15 protein-coding genes, 1 tRNA gene and 1 pseudogene are annotated in these 19138 nt (G+C 67.5%); 4 read left to right on the plus strand and 13 right to left on the minus strand.

Going from position 1 to position 19138, the window contains the following annotated elements; translation table 11 throughout:
• Positions 1–6: 6 nt before the first annotated feature.
• The 3 genes and pseudogenes from ABD793_RS07810 to ABD793_RS07830 form a co-directional block, all read right to left on the minus strand.
• Positions 7–1431, minus strand: coding sequence for a sugar porter family MFS transporter (locus ABD793_RS07810; RefSeq protein WP_344856985.1), 1425 nt, complete (start codon positions 1429–1431; stop codon positions 7–9).
• Between the two features lie 749 nt (positions 1432–2180).
• A complete protein-coding gene (locus tag ABD793_RS07815) occupies positions 2181–2402 on the minus strand; it encodes a hypothetical protein (protein ID WP_344858132.1) in 222 nt (73 codons plus the stop codon).
• A gap of 655 nt (positions 2403–3057) precedes the next feature.
• A pseudogene (locus ABD793_RS07830) lies at positions 3058–7095 on the minus strand (DUF7507 domain-containing protein); the annotation flags it as partial.
• Between the two features lie 138 nt (positions 7096–7233).
• On the opposite strand from ABD793_RS07830, the gene ABD793_RS07835 reads away from it, so the two are divergent.
• Entirely contained in the window at positions 7234–7857 is a 624-nt protein-coding gene (locus tag ABD793_RS07835) for a hypothetical protein (RefSeq protein WP_344858136.1), read from the plus strand.
• Positions 7858–8812: 955 nt separating this feature from the next.
• On the opposite strand, the gene dcd is transcribed toward ABD793_RS07835, so the two are convergent.
• Positions 8813–9394: a dCTP deaminase gene (gene dcd, locus ABD793_RS07840; protein WP_344856986.1), complete on the minus strand. Its 582-nt coding sequence runs from the start codon at positions 9392–9394 to the stop codon at positions 8813–8815.
• Between the two features lie 172 nt (positions 9395–9566).
• On the minus strand, positions 9567–10748 hold the full coding sequence (locus ABD793_RS07845; RefSeq protein WP_344856987.1) for an oxygenase MpaB family protein: 1182 nt from the start codon (positions 10746–10748) through the stop codon (positions 9567–9569).
• Between the two features lie 110 nt (positions 10749–10858).
• Here ABD793_RS07845 and ABD793_RS07850 point away from each other — a divergent pair.
• A tRNA-Gly gene (locus ABD793_RS07850) sits at positions 10859–10929 on the plus strand.
• 94 nt (positions 10930–11023) lie between these two features.
• Here the strand turns inward: ABD793_RS07850 and ABD793_RS07855 are convergent.
• From ABD793_RS07855 to ABD793_RS07890, 8 genes are all read right to left on the minus strand, one after another.
• Positions 11024–12202: a tyrosine-type recombinase/integrase gene (locus tag ABD793_RS07855; protein ID WP_344856988.1), complete on the minus strand. Its 1179-nt coding sequence runs from the start codon at positions 12200–12202 to the stop codon at positions 11024–11026.
• A 1-nt stretch (position 12203) separates the two neighbouring features.
• Entirely contained in the window at positions 12204–12422 is a 219-nt protein-coding gene (locus ABD793_RS07860) for an excisionase family DNA-binding protein (RefSeq protein WP_344856989.1), read from the minus strand.
• A gap of 18 nt (positions 12423–12440) precedes the next feature.
• Positions 12441–14033 (minus strand): replication initiator, encoded by a 1593-nt coding sequence (locus tag ABD793_RS07865; RefSeq protein WP_344856990.1) that lies wholly within the window; start codon positions 14031–14033, stop codon positions 12441–12443.
• The gene (locus tag ABD793_RS07870; RefSeq protein ID WP_344856991.1) at positions 14033–14419 is read right to left on the minus strand and encodes a hypothetical protein; all 387 of its coding nucleotides are present in this window, start codon (positions 14417–14419) and stop codon (positions 14033–14035) included. The genes ABD793_RS07865 and ABD793_RS07870 overlap by 1 nt, the downstream gene beginning before the upstream one ends.
• Positions 14416–15960 (minus strand): FtsK/SpoIIIE domain-containing protein, encoded by a 1545-nt coding sequence (locus ABD793_RS07875; RefSeq protein ID WP_344856992.1) that lies wholly within the window; start codon positions 15958–15960, stop codon positions 14416–14418. The genes ABD793_RS07870 and ABD793_RS07875 overlap by 4 nt, the downstream gene beginning before the upstream one ends.
• Positions 15961–16290: 330 nt before the next feature.
• On the minus strand, positions 16291–16539 hold the full coding sequence (locus ABD793_RS07880) for an AMED_5909 family protein (RefSeq protein WP_344856993.1): 249 nt from the start codon (positions 16537–16539) through the stop codon (positions 16291–16293).
• Complete coding sequence (locus ABD793_RS07885) at positions 16523–16771, minus strand: hypothetical protein (RefSeq protein WP_344856996.1); 249 nt, start codon at positions 16769–16771, stop codon at positions 16523–16525. The genes ABD793_RS07880 and ABD793_RS07885 overlap by 17 nt, the downstream gene beginning before the upstream one ends.
• A 276-nt stretch (positions 16772–17047) precedes the next feature.
• On the minus strand, positions 17048–17500 hold the full coding sequence (locus tag ABD793_RS07890) for a hypothetical protein (RefSeq protein WP_344856998.1): 453 nt from the start codon (positions 17498–17500) through the stop codon (positions 17048–17050).
• 183 nt (positions 17501–17683) lie between these two features.
• Between ABD793_RS07890 and ABD793_RS07895 the strand changes: the two genes are divergently transcribed.
• Complete coding sequence (locus tag ABD793_RS07895; RefSeq protein WP_344857001.1) at positions 17684–18451, plus strand: GntR family transcriptional regulator; 768 nt, start codon at positions 17684–17686, stop codon at positions 18449–18451.
• Between the two features lie 14 nt (positions 18452–18465).
• Positions 18466–19128, plus strand: a complete 663-nt coding sequence (locus tag ABD793_RS07900; RefSeq protein WP_344857004.1) for a YdcF family protein — start codon at positions 18466–18468, stop codon at positions 19126–19128.
• Positions 19129–19138: the final 10 nt, after the last annotated feature.

Genomic DNA, 19138 nt, shown 5'->3' on the forward strand with positions numbered 1-19138 from the left:
CCGGCGTCAGGACACGTCCTCGATCGCGGTCCCCTTCGTTTCCCGCACGAACTTGAGCGCGAACGGGATCGACAACAGCGCGAAGGCCGCGTAGATCCAGTAGGTGGCGCTGAGGTTCCAATCGGACATGCTCGGGAAGCTGACCGTGACCAGCCAGTTCGCCACCCAGTTGGCCGCGGTGCCGATGGCGAGCGCGGCACTGCGGATGCGCAGCGGGAAGATCTCGCCGAGCAGCACCCACAGGATCACCCCCCAGGACAGCGCGAAGGAGAGCACGAAGACGTTGGCGAACACCAGCGCGACCGGTCCCCATGCACCGGGCAGGCTCAGCTCGCCGTGCACGGTCTGCGCGTGGCCGAACGCCACGGCGGCGGCCCCGAGCCCGATCGCCATGCCGACCGACCCGATGAGCAGCAGCGGTTTGCGCCCCACCCGGTCGATGAAGGCGATCGCGATGAACGTGCCGAGGATGTTGATCACCGGGCTGACCATGGAGATCAGCAGGGAGTCGGTGTTTTGGCCGACCGAGTGCCACAGCGTGTCGGAGTAGTAGAAGATCACGTTGATCCCGACGAACTGCTGGAACACCGCGAGCGCGATGCCGACCCACACGATCGGCAACAGCCCGAACCGCCCGCCGAGCAGGTCCCGCACCTTCGGCCGCCGCTCGGTACGCAGACCACGCTGGATGTCGGCCAGCTTGGCCTCGACGACGTCCTCGCCCTCGACTTCGGCGAGCACCTTGCGCGCCTTCTCGGTCTTGCCGATCGACAGCAGGTAGTGCGGCGATTCCGGGATGATCGAGGCGAGCACGAAGTAGAGCACCGCGGGGACCGCCGCGGCGCCGAGCATCCACTGCCAGGGCTCGAGGCCGCCGAGGCTGCCGTTGAGGTCGTGCGAACCGTCCGCGGCGGTCGGGGAGACATCCTTGATCACCCAGTTGACCAGCGCGGACACCCCGATGCCGAGCACGATCGCAAGCTGCTGCAGGCTGGCCAGCCGTCCCCGGTACGCGGGCGGTGCGACCTCGGCGATGTAGGCGGGCCCGATCACCGACGCGACGCCGATCGCGATCCCGCCGACCACCCGCCAGAGCGCGAGATCCACGATGCCGAACGGGAACATCGCGCCGAACGCGCTGATGAAGAACAACACCGCGGCCAGCTGCATGGTCCGGATCCGGCCGATCCGATCGGACAGCAGACCACCGAACCACGCGCCGACGGCCGAGCCGATGAGCGCGCTGGACACCGTGAGTCCGGTGGCAGCGGCCCCGACGTCGAAGTGGTTCTGGATGCCGAGCACGGCACCGTTGATGTTGGAACTGTCGTAGCCGAACAGAAAGCCGCCGACCGCCGCCGCGCCCGCGATGAACACGACGTGTGCGAGATGCTGCTGGCCTGCCCGTTCGCCGGACGCGAGGTCGGACATGCCGCCCGCCTTTCCCTGGGAAATTTTCCTACCTACTTCCAGCCAACCAGTACCCGGTCACCGGCGGTGTAACCCAGTACAGTGAGATCCGGCACTCCGTTCGATCTTGGTCCGCCGGGTGACCCGGACCAGCAAGGCTCCACAGCCGAGAAGAATCAGGCTGGTCAGGGCATATGTCCGGACGTCCGGGTCGGAGTCCTCGGCGGGCCGCGGCGTGAGCGCAGCAGCGCCGGCCCCGGACCGCACTTGCCCTCGCGCGCCCGCCCGCACGGTGAACGGCTCCGCACCACTCACCTCGGGAACCGCCTCGACTTTCGCAGAGTCCGTGAATGTCCCACCACCGGGCGCGACCGCGGTCCGGGTCCAGAGCAGCCGCTCCCCAGGCAAGAGCCGCCGCCCGTCGACGATGAGCACAGCGGACCCGGTGTTGACCGCAGTGACCACAAAGGTGACCGTCGAGCCGGGAGCAGCAGCCGGATCACCACGCTCGATCAACCGAAGCCCCGGACGCACGACAACAGGCCGGACAGACGCACGAACCTCGACTTCGGTGACATGCTCCCCAGCCCGGCCAGCATCAGCCCCAGCCCCGACGTTTCCAGCGACGGCTCGGACCGTGTCAACCCCGGCGCTGGGGGTACCAGCCCCGGCGCTGCGGGCGCCAACCACTGCCCGAGCCACACCAGCCCCGGCGCTGCGGGCACCAGCCACTGCCCGAACCGTGTCAGCCCCGGCACCACGGGCGCCAACTACAGCCCGAACCGCGTCAGCCCCAGCACCGCGAGCGCCAACCACAGCCCGAACCGCGTCAGCCCCAGCACCGCGGGTGCCAACCACAGCCCGAACCGTGGCAGCCCCGGCACCAGGCACCTCAACCCCACCCCGCGCCACACCAGCCCCAGCCCGAGCGATGTCGTCCCTGGCAGTGTCGGCTCGCTGGCCTGCTTGACTTCCTTCGCTGGTGTCAGCACCGTGCGCAGCCCTGCCCCCGTGCCCCGCGGCGACACCCTGCACGGCGTCGGAGCCAGCACCTTCGCTTACGCCAGCACCCTGTGTCGACTTGACTCCGTGCCCCGCAGCAACACCTCGCGCGGCCTCGGCACCTCGACCGGCGTTGGCACCCGGACCGGCACCGGCACCTCGATCAGCTCCAGCACCCGGACCGGCACCTCGGCTTGCGTCGGCACCTCGACCGGCGTTGGCACTCCGCCCGGCACCGACGCCCCGGTCCGCACCGGCTCCTTCGCCCACGTCAGGACCTCGACCCGCGCTGGCGCCCTGACCGGTACCGGCACCCGGACCGGCACCGGCGCTCCGGCCGGCGTTGGCACTTTGCGCGGCGGCCACACCCTGCACTGCGCTCGGTGCGTCCTGGTCTGTACGTCCGCGGGCCGTGATCGTGCCCGGGGCGGTGATCTCGCACGTCAACTTCGGGGTTGCGGCGCCCGGTGCGAGAGCGACCGGCCCGCTCGCGCACCCCGGGCCGGCCAGGCGGACGTCGGCGAGTGGTACGTCGCCGGTGTTCGTGGCGGTGGCGGTGACCGTGGTCGGGTGCCCAGGCAGGACTGGTCGTGACGGGCCGGCCGTGGTGATGGTGAGGCCTGGCCCGGTTACCTCGGTGGTCGTGGTGGTCCCGTTCGTGACGGAGTGACCGGTCTCGTCGGTCGCAGTGACCGTGGTCGGCGTGGTGGTGTCCGCCCGAACCGTCTGAGTGCAGGCGCGGGTCGTGTGCGCACCGGGTGCGAGTGCACGCAGTGTGAACGAGCAGCTGCCGTCGACGTCATGAACGGTCACCTCGTGCAGCGCTGAGTCACCGGTGTTGCGCACGGTAGTCAGGTACGTGACCGGGTCACCAGGCCGGATCGGTTGCGCCAAGTGATCACGCTGCAGCTCCACGGCCGGGCGAAGCACGTCGAAGCTCGTCTTGTCCACGGCCGTGACCGGCGCACCCCGCGGTGGCGTGGCGGTCACCTTGACCGGCGAATCGCCGTCACCAGCCGTTATCACGCACGGGTAGCGTTGAATCCCGTTGACCGGCAGCTTCGCGAACCGCCGAGCGCATCCTGGTGCGAGATCGTCTGAAACGGTGACGTCGCGTAGCTCTTGATCACCGGTGTTGGTGACGACGACCTCGAAAGGAATCGAGTCACCCGCCCGGAACGGCCCACCGGACGCCCCCTTGGTCACCGCGACGCTCGGCTTCTTCACCACGAACGACGCCTGCGCCGAAGCGTTCACCGTGCGTTCCGTCGGATCGGTTCCGGTGACGCCCGCGGTGTTGGTGAAACCGGCCGTCCCCGCGACAGCCGTGCACTGGTATGTCTCCTCACCGTCCGGCGCCAGCCGCGCCACCTGATGCGCACAGGACGGCGTGCGATCGTCCACAACGGACACGTCGGTCAGCGGAACGTCGCCGACATTCTTCACCAGCAACGAGAACGTGACCGTCTCACCGGCGCGAACCTCGTACGGCTGGGCTTCCTTCATGAGCGCGACCTCGGGATGAATCACGTCGACCTTGGCCCCGGCCGAATCGGTGACCGGCCGGCTCGTCGGATCGTTGCCGGTGACCGCGGCGGTGGAGGTGAAATCGTCCGGTCCGGCCTTCACCGAGCACTGGTACGTCTCCGCACCGTGGACGTCGATCCAGTCGAAAGTCTTGGCACAGCCCGGTTCCTTCACCGCAACGGAGGTCAGCGGCACGTCGCCGGTGTTGGTGACCACGACCGTCACCGCGAGGTCATCGCCTGTTCGTGCAGTCGCCGGGCTCACGGCGGGACGCACAGTGACCGCTGGGTGGATCACGTCGACCTTCGCGTCCGCTGTGGCGGTGAGCGGTGACCCGGCTGGCGGAGCCGCGGTCACACTCGCCGTACTGACGGTGTCGTCGGCGGGCGCGGGCACCGTGCAGTCGTACGTCTGCTTCGCACCGGCAGCCAACGTCTCGAACGTCTTCGCGCACGCGCCCTCATCGGCGATTTTGACGCCGTTGAGTGACGAGTCCCCGGTGTTGGTGACCGTGAGGGTGAACGTGACCGGATCACCGGCACGGAAGGGACCGTCGTGCACCGTTTTCAGGAGCGAAAGTCCGGGATGAACCACCGTGAACGCAGCGTCGGCCGAAGCAGCCACGGAACCACCGAGCGGATCAACCGCGGTGACTTTGGCGCTGTTCGTGTAACCGTCGTGGCCGGCTTTCGTGGTACAGCTGTACTCACGCACCGCGCCGACCGCCAGTTCCGAACCGTTTCCGGCGCACCCCGGTGTCCGATCATCCACAACGGACAACTTCGACAGGGGAACGTCGCCGCTGTTGCGCACCGTGACCTTGAAGGACACTTGGTCCCCTTCACGCACCTGATCCGGCGTGGCGGTCTGCGTCACGGCGACCGCCGGGTGAATCACGTCGACGTGCGCGCTCGCGGCAGCGGCGACCGCACGATCGGAGGGATCCACACCGGTCACCGTCGCCGAGTTGGTGAGGTCATCACCGACCGGATGCGTGCACGTGTAGGTCTGTTTCGCTTGGGGTGCAAGGGTTCCCATCCGTTTCGCGCATTCCGGCACGGACGCATCGGCCACCTCGGAATCACGGAGTTCCACGTCGCCGGTGTTGGTGGCGGTAACCGTGAACGTGGCAGTCTCACCCGCGCGGACCGCGGACGGCGCGGCACTCTGCGTGATCGTCACCGCCGGATGGATCACGTCGACAGCAGCCTCCGCCGCAGCGGTCACCGGCGCCCCCACGGGCACCCCGGCACTGACCCGCAACCCCTCGACCACGTCGTCACCGGGCGCGGTCACACCGCAGTCGAACGCCCAACTCTCCCCAGGAGCAAGCGAACCGTGCTGCTGCACACAACCGTCCACCCGCGGCTCGGCAACCCCACCGGCGCCCGCCGCGGGGGAGCCGCCGGACCCGACCATGGCAGCGTCCCCTGCCGATCGCTCGGCGGATGCACCCGCACGTGGCTCACCGGAGCCACCCATCCGAGACCCAGCGGCGCCACTCACCCGGGGCCCACCAGACCCGTCCACCTGCCCCGGCCCGGAGTTACGGCCAGTCGGCCCGGGAAGACCACCCGCCGACCCGGAGCCAGGACTGCTGCTTCTCGTCCGGGCGGAACCGCCCGCCTGCCCAGAGCCAGGACTGCCACCCCTCACCCCAGCAGAACCACCCACCTGCCCAGAGCCAGGACTGCCACCCCTCACCCCAGCAGAACCACCCACCTGCCCAGAGCCAGGACTGCCACCCCTCACCCCAGCAGAACCACCCACCTGCCCAGAGTCAGGACTGCCACCACCCACCCCAGCGGAACCGCCTTCCTGCGCTGTCTTAGGGCTATTGCCTCTCGATCCCGTGGGAGGGCTGGCCTGCCTCGAGCCGGGGTGACCACTCATCGCCCCAGGGGAACCACCCACCCGGGGCGCGGCGGTTATGGCCGGGCCGTTGAGCGGTACGTCACCCGTATTCTTCACTGTCACGTGGATTCGCACGCTGTCGTGCTCGCGGAATGGTCCACCTTGGACACTCGCGGTCAGGCTCACCGACGGGTGCTGGACCGTGAACGCCGCACTCGTCGTCGCGTTGACCGGCTGTCCGGTCGGATCATTTCCGGTCACTGCGATTTCGTTCGCGAATCCGTTCGTCCCGGCCACTGTGGTACAGGTGTAGGTCTGCTTTCCTTGTGCCGCAATGATTCCCAGCTTCCGAGCGCAGGAGGGCAGCTGTTTGTCGGTCACGTCGACATCGTGGAGATCAGCATCGCCGGAGTTACGGACGGTGATCGTGAACGTCAGTTGGTCCCCTTCGCGCACCGCGGCCGGCGTGGCCACCGCGGTGACTTCGGCGGCCGGGTGGATCACGTCGACCCGCGCGTCAGCGGTCACGCGTAGTACCCGTCCGAGCTGATCCTTGCCGGTCGCGACCACGGTATTCGTCAGGTCGTCGGCCGGCGCGAGCTGTTCGCACTGGTAGGTTTGCACGTCTTTTGGTGACAACGTGTCGAACTTGCGAACGCAGCCGGACACCCCGTCGTCGGCCACCGCCAGCTCGTTGAGCGGCGAGTCACCGGTGTTGCGCACCGTGACGGTATAAGTGATTCGGTCCCCTTCGCGCACGGCCAGCGGCTCGGGCGTGACCGTGACCGCCAATGCCGGGTGGAGCACCTGCACGGTGGCCGAATCCGTCGCGGTGACCGGCGCTCCGGACAGGTCGGTCCCGGTTGCCGTGACGGTGTTCGTGATGGTCGCCGTTGGTTTCGCCTTGCACGAGTAGGTCTGCTCGGAGCCAGGTGCCAGCGCACCGAACGTCCGGGCACACGCTGGCTCGGTTTCGTCTGCGACTGCGACCGGATCGAGCGGACTGTCGCCGACATTGCGCACGGTGACCGTCCAGGTCACCTGGTCCCCGTCGTGCGCCATCGGCGGGGCCGCAGTCTTCGTGACGGACAACGCGGGCGCGATGACGGGGACCTTCACGTCAGCCGCAGCCGTCACCACCTTGCCGAGCGGATCAGTGCCGCGGACCTCCACCCGGCCACCACCACCCGGCAACGGTGCGGTACCGGAACAAGTCGCAGTGGCCGACCGCCCAGGCGCGAGAGTCCCCACGGTGCGCACACACAAGGGCGGCTTCTCACCGACAACATCACGCGACGGCACACCGCCAACCTCTGGCTGCAGCTTTCCGTCGGCGGCGCCGCTCGGCGATCGGCTGCCGGGCGTAACCGGTGGCCCTGGCTCAGTCGCGGCGTCTTGGGGTGGGGTGGTGGCTGGGTTGGGCAGGGTCAGCGTGACGTCGTGGAGTGGTACGTCGCCGGGGTTGGTTGTGGTCAAGGTGATTGTGACCGGGTCGTCGGCGTGATAGGCCGGTTTGTCCAGGTGCTGAGTCAAGGTGATCGCCGGGTGTGCGACGTCGACGCGACTGGTCGTGCTGGTCTCGATCGCGTCACCGAACGTGCTGGTGCCGGTGAGCTTCGTGGTAGCGGTGAAGTCGTCGTCGGGAGCGGTCACCGTGCACTGGTAGCTGGTCACGGCGCCTGCCGCGAGGGTGCCGATTTTCTTGTCACAAGAAGGGAAATCGCCGTCGGTGGCGGTGACGTCGCGGGCCTCCAGGCCGGTCGGGTTCGTGACCGCCACGGTGAACGCGACCTGCTCTCCCGCGTGCGCGCGTGCCGGTTCGGCGTGTGTTGCGACGCGCAGGTCCGGTACCGGTGCGGAAAAGGCCAGGTTCGCGGCCACGAAATCGTCCCCTCTGCTACGAAAGGACAGTTTCGCGTCATCCGCGCCGACAGCTACCGCAGCACTGTTGAAAGATTTCGCGTCCACCCCGAAATTGTTGGTCAAAGCCGGTCTTTTCGAGTTTTCCGCATTGGCCACGAAGAAGTTTTCCTGCGCACCAGTCGCGGGTTCGGCCACTGGTGAACCGTCGAGCAGAAATTGATCACCTTTCGTACCCCAGTCGCCGCCGTAAGCAGTCACGCCCACGTGTGCATCCGCCGACGCCGCGCGGAAGCCGGTGATTGTGGTCGTCGCGTCAGGGTCCGTCGAACGTTGGTGGAGATGGCCGTCATAGACGTAAACAGCACGCTTCTCCGGTGCATACTGCGGATCCCGTTGCGGGTAGGCGTACACGAGCGCCACCGACCACCCGCCACTGCAGCCTCGGCCGACCTTGGTCCAGATGTTCGCGGCGCCGAGATCCACCGGTTTTCCGGTAGCCACACCGGCAAATTTGCTCGTCACGTCGGCGTAGGCAGAATAGAACTCGTCGTCCTCGGCATATGAAGCAGGAGGGACAGTTGTCGAGGCGGCACCGCCGACCGAGAACCGCACAGCCTGTTTCGCCGGTTCCCCGGGCGGCTGAGCACAGCCCGGCGCCACCGAACCGCCCCAGCTCAACCGGGCGAATGCGATCTTCGCACCGGGCGGAACGGTCACCTGTGAAGTCGAGGAGTCGAACGTCGTGGGATCGGAGTCCACATCGGACCATTGCAGCGGAAAGTCACCGGCGGGTTGTTTCGTCGTGCGAGCGACGGCTTTGGCGCATTCGGCGTCACCCTCCGCGCACTGCACCACGCCGTTGCCCGCGTACAGGAAATCCCCGTACACCTCTTGGTGCCAATTCTGAACGAGGGACTTGACAACGTCGGCGTGTGCATTCGGCGTAAGCAGGCTGACCATCAGGCCGAGTACCAGCAGCAGACGTTTCCCGGCCGAGACCATGCCCGCGAGCTTTTCACGAGCCGGTGACGCCGGCGTCCTTTCCTACCCGGCCGGGTAAGCAACTCACTCCGCAGAGCGATCGAGGTACGCCGCAGTTGACTCGTGGGTGACCAACCCGGCCCGATCGGGCCCTTCGCTCACCGCGGCGAACCCCCTACCGCCAGGTGTCGACCCGGTGGAAGTTCTGGTATGCCCGGCTCGGCGTGGGACCGCGCTGGCCCTGGTAACGCGAGCCGGCCTGCTTCGAGCCGTACGGGAATTCGGCGGTGCTGGAGAGCCGGAAGATGCACAGCTGACCGATCTTCATCCCCGGCCACAGCGTGATCGGCAGGTTCGCGACGTTCGACAGCTCGAGCGTGATGTGCCCGGAGAAGCCGGGGTCGATGAAGCCCGCGGTGGAATGCGTGAGCAGCCCGAGCCGCCCGAGTGACGACTTGCCCTCGAGCCTGCCCGCGAGGTCGTCGGCCAGCCCGACCAGCTCGAACGTGGAGCCGAGCACGAACTCACCCGGGTGCAGCACGAACGGCTCGTCGCCCTCCTTCTCCACCAGCGAGGTCAGCTCGTCCTGCTGCAGCTGCGGGTCGATGTGGGTGTACTTGCTGTTGTCGAAGACCCGGAAGAACCGATCGAGCCGGACGTCGATGCTGGACGGCTGGACCATGGCGGGATCGAACGGATCGATGCCGAGCCGGCCGGCATCGAGCTCTATGCGGAGGTCACGGTCACTGAGCAGCACAGACGAAGCGTATCGGGCGGCCGGAACACCGCGGGTATCCCCTCTCCCGGCGAACCCGGCGAACCCGCCGAACCCAACCCCAACCGAAACCCGGAGCAGCTGGGCAGTGGCATTCGCGGGTGTGCGCCCGGTCGAGCGGCCAGGCTGCGACTCACCCGCGGACGTCCGCGGGTCAGGCCGTCCGGGGGTGGCGGTCGAGAAGCTGGTCCACGCGGTGGCGGTAGTGGCGCCGGCCCAGGCCGCCGAGCAGCTCCTGCACCGTCGTCGCGCCGGGGACGAACGGGCGCAGTGTCTCGGCCACGAAGTTCGTTCCGGCCCCGACCAGTACGGCGGCCTGCGCGATCAGGTCGTCCGGCAGTCCCAGGTAGTCGGCGTTGTCGCGGCCCAGTACGAGACGGCTGACCGAGGCGTGCACCCGGACGTTCACGTGCGCCAGCACCTTCCCCGCCACGCCGCGGTCGGCACCGATCGCCTCGTGGCTCGTCACGAGTGCTTTGGCCAGGCGTTTCGAATCGTCGTCCGGGATGAACTCGGTGGCGGCGAGCAGCCACAACAGCCGCCATGCGTCGTCCTCGTTCGCAGGCAGCAGTTCCTCCGGCACGCCCATCAGCCAGCCGAGATAACGCCACAGGTGCAGGACGTCGGCCTTCTCGCGCGCCGAATAGCGCAAGCCCAGCAGCTGCGTGCCGGAGACGTAGACCAGGGAGAACAGCAGGAGCGTGCCGGCCGTCTGGACGTGGTTGACCGGTCGGTCCCAGCTTTCGTAGTCCCAGTCGGCACGGTTGTTCATGGCGTGCCGGACGTGCGCGTGCACCAGCCGGATGCGCAACGCGGCCTGATAACCGCTGCCACGCTGCGCCAACGCGCCGGGCGTGGTCACGTCGATCCACCACGCCGCCGTCTCGATCAGCCGACGGGCCGTGCTGTGCTCGATCTCGCCGGTGCCGACCAGCGATTTCGTCGCGCGCGATGCGAAGTAGCCGCCCATCAGTGACAGGTCACCCAGCGGGAAGAGACCGAGCAGCCCGGCGCGGGTAATCGCGCGGGCGCCGCGCTCGAGCCGCTCCGCGTCGACCCAGTACGGCGTGGACTCGGCTCGCGCGAAGAACGCGCGCAGCTCCTCAGGCGCACCTTCGACACTGTCGATTCCTTCGGCCAGCGCTCGATCCACCAGCTGCTGCCCACGGCCGTCCCGGTGCAGCCAGTCGACCACCGCGTCGGCAAGCTCGTCCTGCTGCTGCGCGAACTCCCGGAGCCGCGCGACCTGCGCCTCGTCCACGCGCAGCCCGGCAAGCCCGCGCGACCTGGCCACCAGCCCGAACCCGCCCTGCCGGAACAGCACCTGCTCGTCCATCGCCAGCCCACCTCCTGACCGACAACAAGTGTTGTCACTTCACAGGGACACCGTCAACCCAAGCCCACTGGACACAGCGGTTCCCGGGTTGTGTATGCTGACGAGGCATTGCGGATGTAGTTCAATGGTAGAACATCAGCTTCCCAAGCTGAATACGCGGGTTCGATTCCCGTCATCCGCTCTCATGCGAAAGCCCCAGGTCACAGGTTGTCTACTGTGGACCTGGGGCTTTGGTTTTGTCGCTCTGCTATTTCTCGTGTGCCATTAATGTGCCATTAGCCGACCGGAACCGGTTGGCCGTCCTCACCCTCGTCGTCCTCCGGCGTGGCGCCCTTCCGATGCCGGTCGACGAGCTTGGACAGCCGGTCCGCGATCTGCTGGTCGGCGTCGCTGGTCGCCCGCTGGTAGATCAGGGCCGCCCGCATGTCGTCGTGCCCCATGCGCGCCATCAGGTCCTTGGTCGAGGTGCCGGCCTTGGACGCCCAGATGTTCCCGGCGTGCCGCAGGTCGTGGAAGTGCAGCCCCTTCAGGCCCATCTTCTCCACCACCTCCGTCCACCGGGTCCGCTGGCTGAAGTTCGGCCGGCGGACCGCATGACCAGCCCGTTCACCGGTGAAGAGCAGTGCGTCCTGCGGCGGCTTGACCCAGGTCTTCAGGTGCTGAACCAGGTCAGGCCGGACGGCCGCCGGAATGATCACCGTGCGCACACCCGCCCTCGACTTGGGCGGACCGACGACCAACCCACGGCCGGGAACTTCGACCATCGCCCGCGACACTCGGACCCAAGCCGCATCCTCGGCGACGTCGCACCGACGCAGGGCAGTCACCTCACCCCAGCGCAACGACCCGAACGCGGCGAGTAGCACCAGCGCACGGAACCGCTCCGGCATGCGACTGGCCAAGTCGAACACCTGCGGCACCGTGAGCACCGGCCGCTCGTCTGGGTTCTCCCGATCAGCGCCTCGAACGCGGCATGGGTTGCGCATGAGGATCTTGTCTTCGTCGACCGCCGTGTTCAGGATTGCCCGCAGCAGGCGGTACGACTTGGCCGTCACCGACTCCGAAACGCCCGCCGCCAACCGGTCCGACCGCCACTGCCTGACCAGTGCTGGGGAGAGCTTACCCAGCTCGACCCCACCCAGACCCGGGTCAATGTGCTTGCGCAGCAGCCACTTGTACAGCTCGACCGTGCGCGGACGCAGTCCTGGCCGCTCGGTGATCCACTGGTCGGCGTAGTCGCGGAGCTTGCGCTTTGCCCGTTCCGGGTCGATCCACTCGCCGTGCGCGATCTGCGTTTCGACCTCGGACAGCCAACGTTCCGCCGTCCGCTTCGTGTCGAAGGTGTTGGGCGCCGTCCTCGTGATGCCGTCGGGCCCGGGATATCGGGCCTGCCAGCGACCCGACGGCAGTTGCCGAACGCTTCCGAACCCTCGGTGCCCATGCTTGTTCGCCATTTCAGGCCGCCCTTCCGAGATCTCGACGAACCGAAGCGCGGGTGATCGGCTCGACGCGTCCCAATTGCATGAATTCCTCCAGATCGGCCACCGCCAGCCGTACGTGCGCGCCGGCCTTGTGGAAGGCGATCCGTCGTTCCGCGATGAGCCGCCGCACGAAGCGGACGCCGGTGTTCAGGTACTCGGCCGCCTCGTCGACCGTCAGGTACTTCGTCTCCATCCGTTCCCCCTTCCGGAATCAGGCCGCGAGCTGATTTGCCGAAGTTTCTGGCGGTCCCGCCGCGAGTAGCGCCCGGTCGTACTCGGCCTTCCACGTGATCCGTTCGGCGATGGCACGCATGACGAGGTGGTCGCGCGGCGGGACGTGGGTGTCGGTGGACTCGACCTTGCGCCAGACGAGCCGGGCCGGATCGGGTTCCGGCTTCTCGATCCCGACGACCGCGAGCGCCTGCTTCACGAATGCCTTGCGGTCGGCTTTGTGGTCCACGAGCGTCTTGCCCGACCACTTCCGCGACACGAGCACCCGCCGCCCCGGAAGCCCGAGGGTGGTCCGGCGGTGTGCGCGTCCCTTGCAGTGCCCGGGTGTCATCTTGCTGTTGGCGCCCTTGGGCTGGATCCCGTAGAGCAGCCAGATCCCGCAGCGCGGCGAGCAGGGCGTGATGGCCAGCTCCGCATGAAGCCGGTCGTGATGAGCGACCTGAGCCGTACCGGTGGCCTCGACGACCTCACCAGTCGACTTGGTGAGGTACTTCGTCAGGTAGCCAATGTGGCGGCCGGCCTCTTCGGTGCCGCCGAGGATGCCCTTGGAGTGCACCTGACGGCCGAACGTCACCACGTGCGCCGGTTCCTCGACCTCGTCCACGGCGTCGTCCCAGGTGGTCAGCGGTCGCCGTGTCTCCGGGTCGACAAAGCCACGTTCCGGCCCGTCCCAGGAGGGCAGGCGGTCGGTGTAGACGAGCTGGTCGTGGTTGGGCCACCAGACCTGGTGATACGTCGCCTCCGTGACCATGCGGATGGTCTCGTGCGAGATCGAACCGCGGAGCGCGGTGTGCAGGTGCGGCGTCGTCCGCTTCTGCGGCTCGACCGTCGCGAAGTACTGCACGTCCCAGCCCACGACCCGGCGAAGGTTCTGCCACCACCGATCCACCAGCGCGGAGAAGTGCACGGCGTCCCGAGCTGCCCGGCGGTAGTCGTACGTCGATGGGTCAACCGGTGTGCCGTCCGAGCGCACCCGGCCGTAGGTGTCGCACGTGAGCGTGATGAACATCGACGGCCGGAACTTGCCCGCAAACTCCCTGCCCACTGTCGTCTTGGTGACCTTCTTCCGAGGCAGGTTGGGCGTGTCCTGGCGACGCTTCGTCGAGCGCTTCACCGGCTTCTTCGCGGGCAGGTCGAGCGACGGCAGCCGGCCCCGGACTCCGAGTTGCCGAAGTTCTTCATCCACCCCGGCGACCTCCGCGCGCAACTCCTCGGCCTCGGCCGGATCGTGGTCCGCCACCTCCCGGTAGGCCGCGACGAGATCAGCGCGGTAGGTCAGTAGCTCCTTCTGGTCCTCGGTGGGTTCCTCGGGGGTGAGGTCGGGTTCTTCCGTCATGTGCCAGCCCTCGCGGCACTGAACCTGCCGAAGCGCCTTGGCCTTTCGTGCGCATGGCAGGCACACCGATTCCACAGTGGATCCACAGGGGATAGGAACGTATTGCAGCTCCCCGGTTTCCTTGTCGCCGACTTCCATCGTGAAGGGTCGAACGCAGACGCCGTGTTTCTCCGCCGTCGCCTTGATGACGTCAGCCGCGAGGGGCTGGCGCATCCGTTCAGCGCGAGTCTCGGCCATCAGGCAGCCACCTCCCCGGCATCGGCCCAGCCCCGAAGGACGAAGACGGGCATGTCTTGGCGAACGCCTTCCGGCAGATCCGGGAACGTCACCTCGTCGAACCGCACCCCGCCGTAGACCTGCACCGGGACGCCGCACGGAGTCCGACCGTTGATGACGAGGTGGACCCGGCCGCTTGAACGAGGTCGCCAGATCGTGGCCGCCACCTCGTCGAGCGTCGAGACCCACCGCAGGAGACCGGCCGCGACCGCCGACAGCTCGGTCACGTCGAGCTGCACCACGAGCGGCTCGGACCAGGCGGTGACGGTCACCGACGCCGCCGGCGGCAAATGGTGCAAGTCCAAGTGATCGCGGACCGCATCGAGGAAAACCATCAGCCGGTTCACGCAGCCACCCCCATCCCACGGGCGCCCAAATCAGCGCGCCCGCCGTTGGTGACGTACTGCTCCAGTGCCTTGACCGTCTCGTCCGACACCCAGCCAGCACGGACCCGCAGGGGTTCGCGGATGCCCTCGCCCCAGACGTAGCCGACGCCGGCCTCGGAATCCCCGATGCGGTTGGCCCAGGCACCCCGCTCGTACGCGCCGTCTCCGAGGACCATCCCGACGTGCGTTTTCGAGGTGACCCGCAGACACACCCGCCGCGTGAACAGCTCCCGGACCGGCACGGTGTCCTTGGTGGGTTCCTGGACGTAGCCGCGGACCGACATGCCCAAAGCCCGACCTTGCGTGGTCAGCAGCGCCACGCGCTCCACGATGGCGTCCCGGGTCTTGCGGTCGGTGTACTTCGTCAACGCCCCGATCTCGTCGAACTCCAGCAGCTCCAACGGGTACTCCGTCGACACCGGGATAGTGCGAACCCGTCCAGCGAAGGCACGCTTACGTGACTCCATCTCGTCCACCAGGCCGTCCAGGACTGCCAAGGCGTCCGTGCCGCTCACGGCGTAGCGCGAGAAGATCCCGCGCCCGTAGGCCAGCTCCATCCCCTTCGGGTCGATCCCCGACATGCGAACCACGCCGGAACGGATCGCCGAGGCGGCCGCGACCAGCGGACACCACATGACCGAGTTCTTGCCCGCGCCCGAGGCACCGGCCGTGAGCGTGTGCGCGCCCGAGCCGAGCAGCGGGATCCGCCAGTCCTTCCCGTACTCGGTGCGCCCGGCCCACACGTTGCGCAGATCAACCCCGCCGGCCTCGACACCCTCAGGCAGCGGCGGGCAGTGCACGAGCGACGAGAGCCGGTCGTGACGTTGGAAGTCGATGGAGACGACGTTCGGCGCGACCTCCCGCACCTGACACCGCGCGACCTTCCGAGCCACCGCCAACGCCCGGGCAGCCTCGTCGAAGTCCTCCGGCTTCTGGCCGGCGACGAGCTCCACACGTACCTCATCCCACGAGGCACCCGACCGAACCTTGCGGACCTTGGGAATCCGCGTTGCGGCCGGAGACGTCGAGCGACTGGCCTTACGTCCGAAGAGGTTCACATCCACCACGACCGGCAACGAGCCGTCACGTACCGACAGGCTGCAGGCGTGCAGCCAGGCCGGAAGCTTGCGGTTGTACATCCACCACCGCGCCCACCACGAGCGCAGGAACCGCCAGCACCACTGATCGAACGACACCGCGTCGATCAACCACCAGGCGCCGAGCACAAGCGTGACACCACCGAGCACCGCAGCAAGAGAGATCCAACCCAACAGCGCACACCACGCGACCACTGCCACTACGGCGAGGCTGGTCCGCCACCGTGTCACGAGCTGCACGAGTGCCCAGACGATGGCCTTGCACACCCACCAGAGCGCGATGAAGACCACCGCAGCCGCCGCCAGGGCTTCCGCCACCGACGCCAGCGCACGGCCGACCTTGTGCAACACCCACACACCGACGCCGAGCGCCGCCATTGCCACGACCACGAATCCGGCCGACATCAGCGACCACCTCGCGACGTGAGGTTCAAGGGGAGCATTCCCGAGCACGTTGCACACTTCGTCTCGCCGGGAAGCAGCTTCGCGAATCGCTTGCAGGAGCAGCAACGCGTCCGGGTGACCCCCGTTGACACGCGCCGATTACCATCGTTTAGCGTTGTCATTGTTCACTTCCGCTGGTTGTGGACAGCGCAGGAGCGGCATGGTTGGTAGCCGGTTTCCGCTTCTGCGCCTTACGTTTCTCGTCCGCCGCATGAGGGCGTGATTGATCGCCGCACGTCATCGCGTGCGTTTTTCGCTGAAACTGTTGACTTATGGTTTGTCTACTTGGGATTACTCGGCCCGCGGCTTCTCCGCCTGGATCCGAGCCGACACCTCACCCGCCTTTCGTTCCTCGTACCCGACCCAGTACATGGCCTCGTGGTGATGCCACCGATCGGCGTCCGCGACGGCGCGGTACATCCGGGCATTGCTCTGGTGGAACGTCACCCACGCGGTGAGATTCGCGTTGGATGGCGGACGTCGCTCAGTTGCGGCGTTGTGGGCGGCCTGGAGGGTCGTGGGCTCAGTCGTCGTCGCCATCACGCACCACCCCTGCCCGGGCCTCGACCACTATCGCCAACTGTTCCGCCCCGTCGCGGAGTTGGCGAAGGAACTCCGCGAACCTCGGCCACAGCGCCGGATCCGCCGGCGGGGCGATCGCCAGACTGTCCGGATCGAGATACAGCACCAGACCCGGGAGCGACGTCGAACCAAGCTGGTGCATCCCGGCGACCGCCTCCGCGCCCGGGGTCCAGGTCGCATTGAACGCCACCCTCGTGTCCTTCCTGTTGCTGCCAATACCGTGCTTGGTCCTCGAACGCCTCAGCGGCCGACTCCACTGCTGCGAGGAGCCACCACTCCAAGTCGTCCCGGTTGTTCGCGAGCGCCCGCCAAGCCGAAGCGACCGACCACGACGCGTCCGCCATCGCGGAAGCCCCACCGTGGTCTCCCCGGCCCACCCGAGCCGCGAACTCCGACGCAGCGCCGTATCGGCGGTAGGCGTGCTCCCACGCCCGCACCAAGTCGACCCCGGCGGAAACCCGCTTCATCACGCCGCCTTCTGCGCCGACTCAGTCGAGGCGTTGCGGGCCGGCTTCGCCAAGCTGACAGAGGCCTTGAAGCCCGTCGCGCGGAAGGCGTAGGACTGGTACTTGAACTCCCCGTTCCCGGCCACGCGTGGTTCAGCGGTGAGCCCTTCCAGCTCGATCGGTCGCATGCCGGGCAGAGCCTCGGACGTCGTCGGCACCGGCTGAACGTCGGCCAGGAACGTCACGTCGAACGACGCACGCTTGGAGTTGGTCTCGTTCGGGTCGGTGACCGTCGCCTTCCACTGCCGCTTGCCCGTGGTCTCGTCCACGCGCTGGCGAGCAGGCCGACCCGCCGCCCGATCCTCACGCGACTGGTACTCGTTGTCCGGCGCGACCTCGCCGACCAGCACCAGGCCGAGCGGGAAAGCCTCGTCAAAGTCGATCGCGAACCGGTGCCCCTTGCTGATCGCCATGGTGGTTGCCCCTTCTGTCGTCACATCTGGTCTCTGGGGTCCCTGTGGGACCACTCACCTCGTTAGAGGTAGTTCTATTAGAGGCTGCGACGATCAACTTGTCAATAGAACTATCTCTAACGCGCTCAGTAGACCATGATGAGCCGATACCGCTAGCGTTATCGACCGACAGAGGAGGACCACGTGGGCACTGGGTACCGCGAGCTGGCCGCCAGCCTGCGCGACGCGATCCAGCGGGGCGACTACGCCCCGGACTCGACGCTGCCGAAGCAAGAGGAGCTGGCCGAGGAGTACAGCGTCAACGTCAACACGGTCCGCAAAGCCGTCGGCGTCCTGGAGGCCGAAGGGCTGGTCACGCCGATCCGCAGACGCGGCACCGTCGTTCGCGCGCGCCCGCCGATGAAGCGCCTCGGCACCGACCGCTACGCCAAGAGCAAGTGGAAGTACGGCGACACGGTGGCGTTCATTGCCGACCGCGAGGCGTCCGGCCGCGAGTGGAAACCCACCGACCAGACGCAGACCGTCTCAAAGGTCGAGGCCGACAAGGAGGTCGCCGAGGCCCTGGGCGTCAACGTCGGGTCACTCGTCTACGAGCGTGCGCGCCTGGTCAAGGACGCCGGCCACCCCACGCACACCCTCTCCAGCTACTACCGCCCCGAAGACGTCGAGGGCACTCGCCTCGTCGATGACACCCCGGGGCCGGCCGGTCGAGGTGGCGGCTTCCTGGTCCTGACGTTGCAGGGCCTCGAACCCGACACGATCAACGAGACCTTCTACTCACGCATGCCCACGCCCGACGAGATCGAGACGCTGGAGCTCCCTGCCGGCGAGCCCGTCATGGTCCTGCAACGCCGTACGTTCACCGCAGACGGCCGGGTCGTCGAGTTCGCGCGTGGCGTCCACGCCGCAAGCCGGTTCTCCTGGTCCTATACGTTCAAGCTCCCCGACTGATCCGGAGTCTCTGCATGCCCGAGCGCTCGACCACCCTGCCGGACAACCTCCGCGCCGACGTCCAAACGCTCTGGGACTACCACGACATGCACCACGAACTCCGGCCCACGGACGTCGGGATCGGCCTGGGGAGCCACGATCTCGGCGTCGCCACGTACGCGGCGGAGCTGTACCAGCAGGGCTACTTCCCGCGGATTGTCTTCACTGGGGCCAACGCGCCGACGACCGTCGAGCGGTTCCCGCGCGGAGAGGCTGTGCACTACCGGGAGCATGCGTTGGAACTGGGGATTCCCGATGACGCGATCCTGGTCGAGCCGGAGGCGCGGAACACTGGGGACAACATCACACTCAGCCGGCAGCTGCTAGAGGCGCGGGGGATCGAGGTCAAGTCGGTCATGCTGATCTCGCGCCCGTACCAGCAGCGCCGAGCGTTTGCGACATGCAAGAAGCTCTGGCCCGACGTCGCCGTCATTTGCGCGTCACGGCCGTTGCCCCTGGATAAGTACATCGTGAGCATCGGCGATGTAGACCGAGTGATTAACATGCTCGTGGGCGACACTCAGCGCATCAAAATCTACGCGAAACGCGGGTTCGCCATAGCGCAAGAGGTTCCATTGGTCGTCCGAAAATCCTATCAAAATCTTGTTCAAGCTGGGTTTAATTCGAGGCTACTGTGAGGCCGTCAAA

The sequence above is a fragment of the Amycolatopsis ultiminotia genome (genome assembly GCF_039536925.1).
In the GTDB taxonomy this organism is placed as follows: Bacteria; Actinomycetota; Actinomycetes; order Mycobacteriales; family Pseudonocardiaceae; genus Amycolatopsis; species Amycolatopsis ultiminotia.

Coding starts and splice junctions, on each gene's coding strand:
- ABD793_RS07865 (WP_344856990.1), bottom strand. CDS start 14,033: ATGGCCGAGACTCGCGCTGAACGGATGCGCCAGCCCCTCGCGGCTGAC.
- ABD793_RS07855 (WP_344856988.1), bottom strand. CDS start 12,202: ATGGCGAACAAGCATGGGCACCGAGGGTTCGGAAGCGTTCGGCAACTG.
- ABD793_RS07845 (WP_344856987.1), bottom strand. CDS start 10,748: ATGGACGAGCAGGTGCTGTTCCGGCAGGGCGGGTTCGGGCTGGTGGCC.
- ABD793_RS07860 (WP_344856989.1), bottom strand. CDS start 12,422: ATGGAGACGAAGTACCTGACGGTCGACGAGGCGGCCGAGTACCTGAAC.
- ABD793_RS07890 (WP_344856998.1), bottom strand. CDS start 17,500: ATGGCGATCAGCAAGGGGCACCGGTTCGCGATCGACTTTGACGAGGCT.
- ABD793_RS07900 (WP_344857004.1), top strand. CDS start 18,466: ATGCCCGAGCGCTCGACCACCCTGCCGGACAACCTCCGCGCCGACGTC.
- ABD793_RS07875 (WP_344856992.1), bottom strand. CDS start 15,960: ATGTCGGCCGGATTCGTGGTCGTGGCAATGGCGGCGCTCGGCGTCGGT.
- ABD793_RS07810 (WP_344856985.1), bottom strand. CDS start 1,431: ATGTCCGACCTCGCGTCCGGCGAACGGGCAGGCCAGCAGCATCTCGCA.
- ABD793_RS07880 (WP_344856993.1), bottom strand. CDS start 16,539: ATGGCGACGACGACTGAGCCCACGACCCTCCAGGCCGCCCACAACGCC.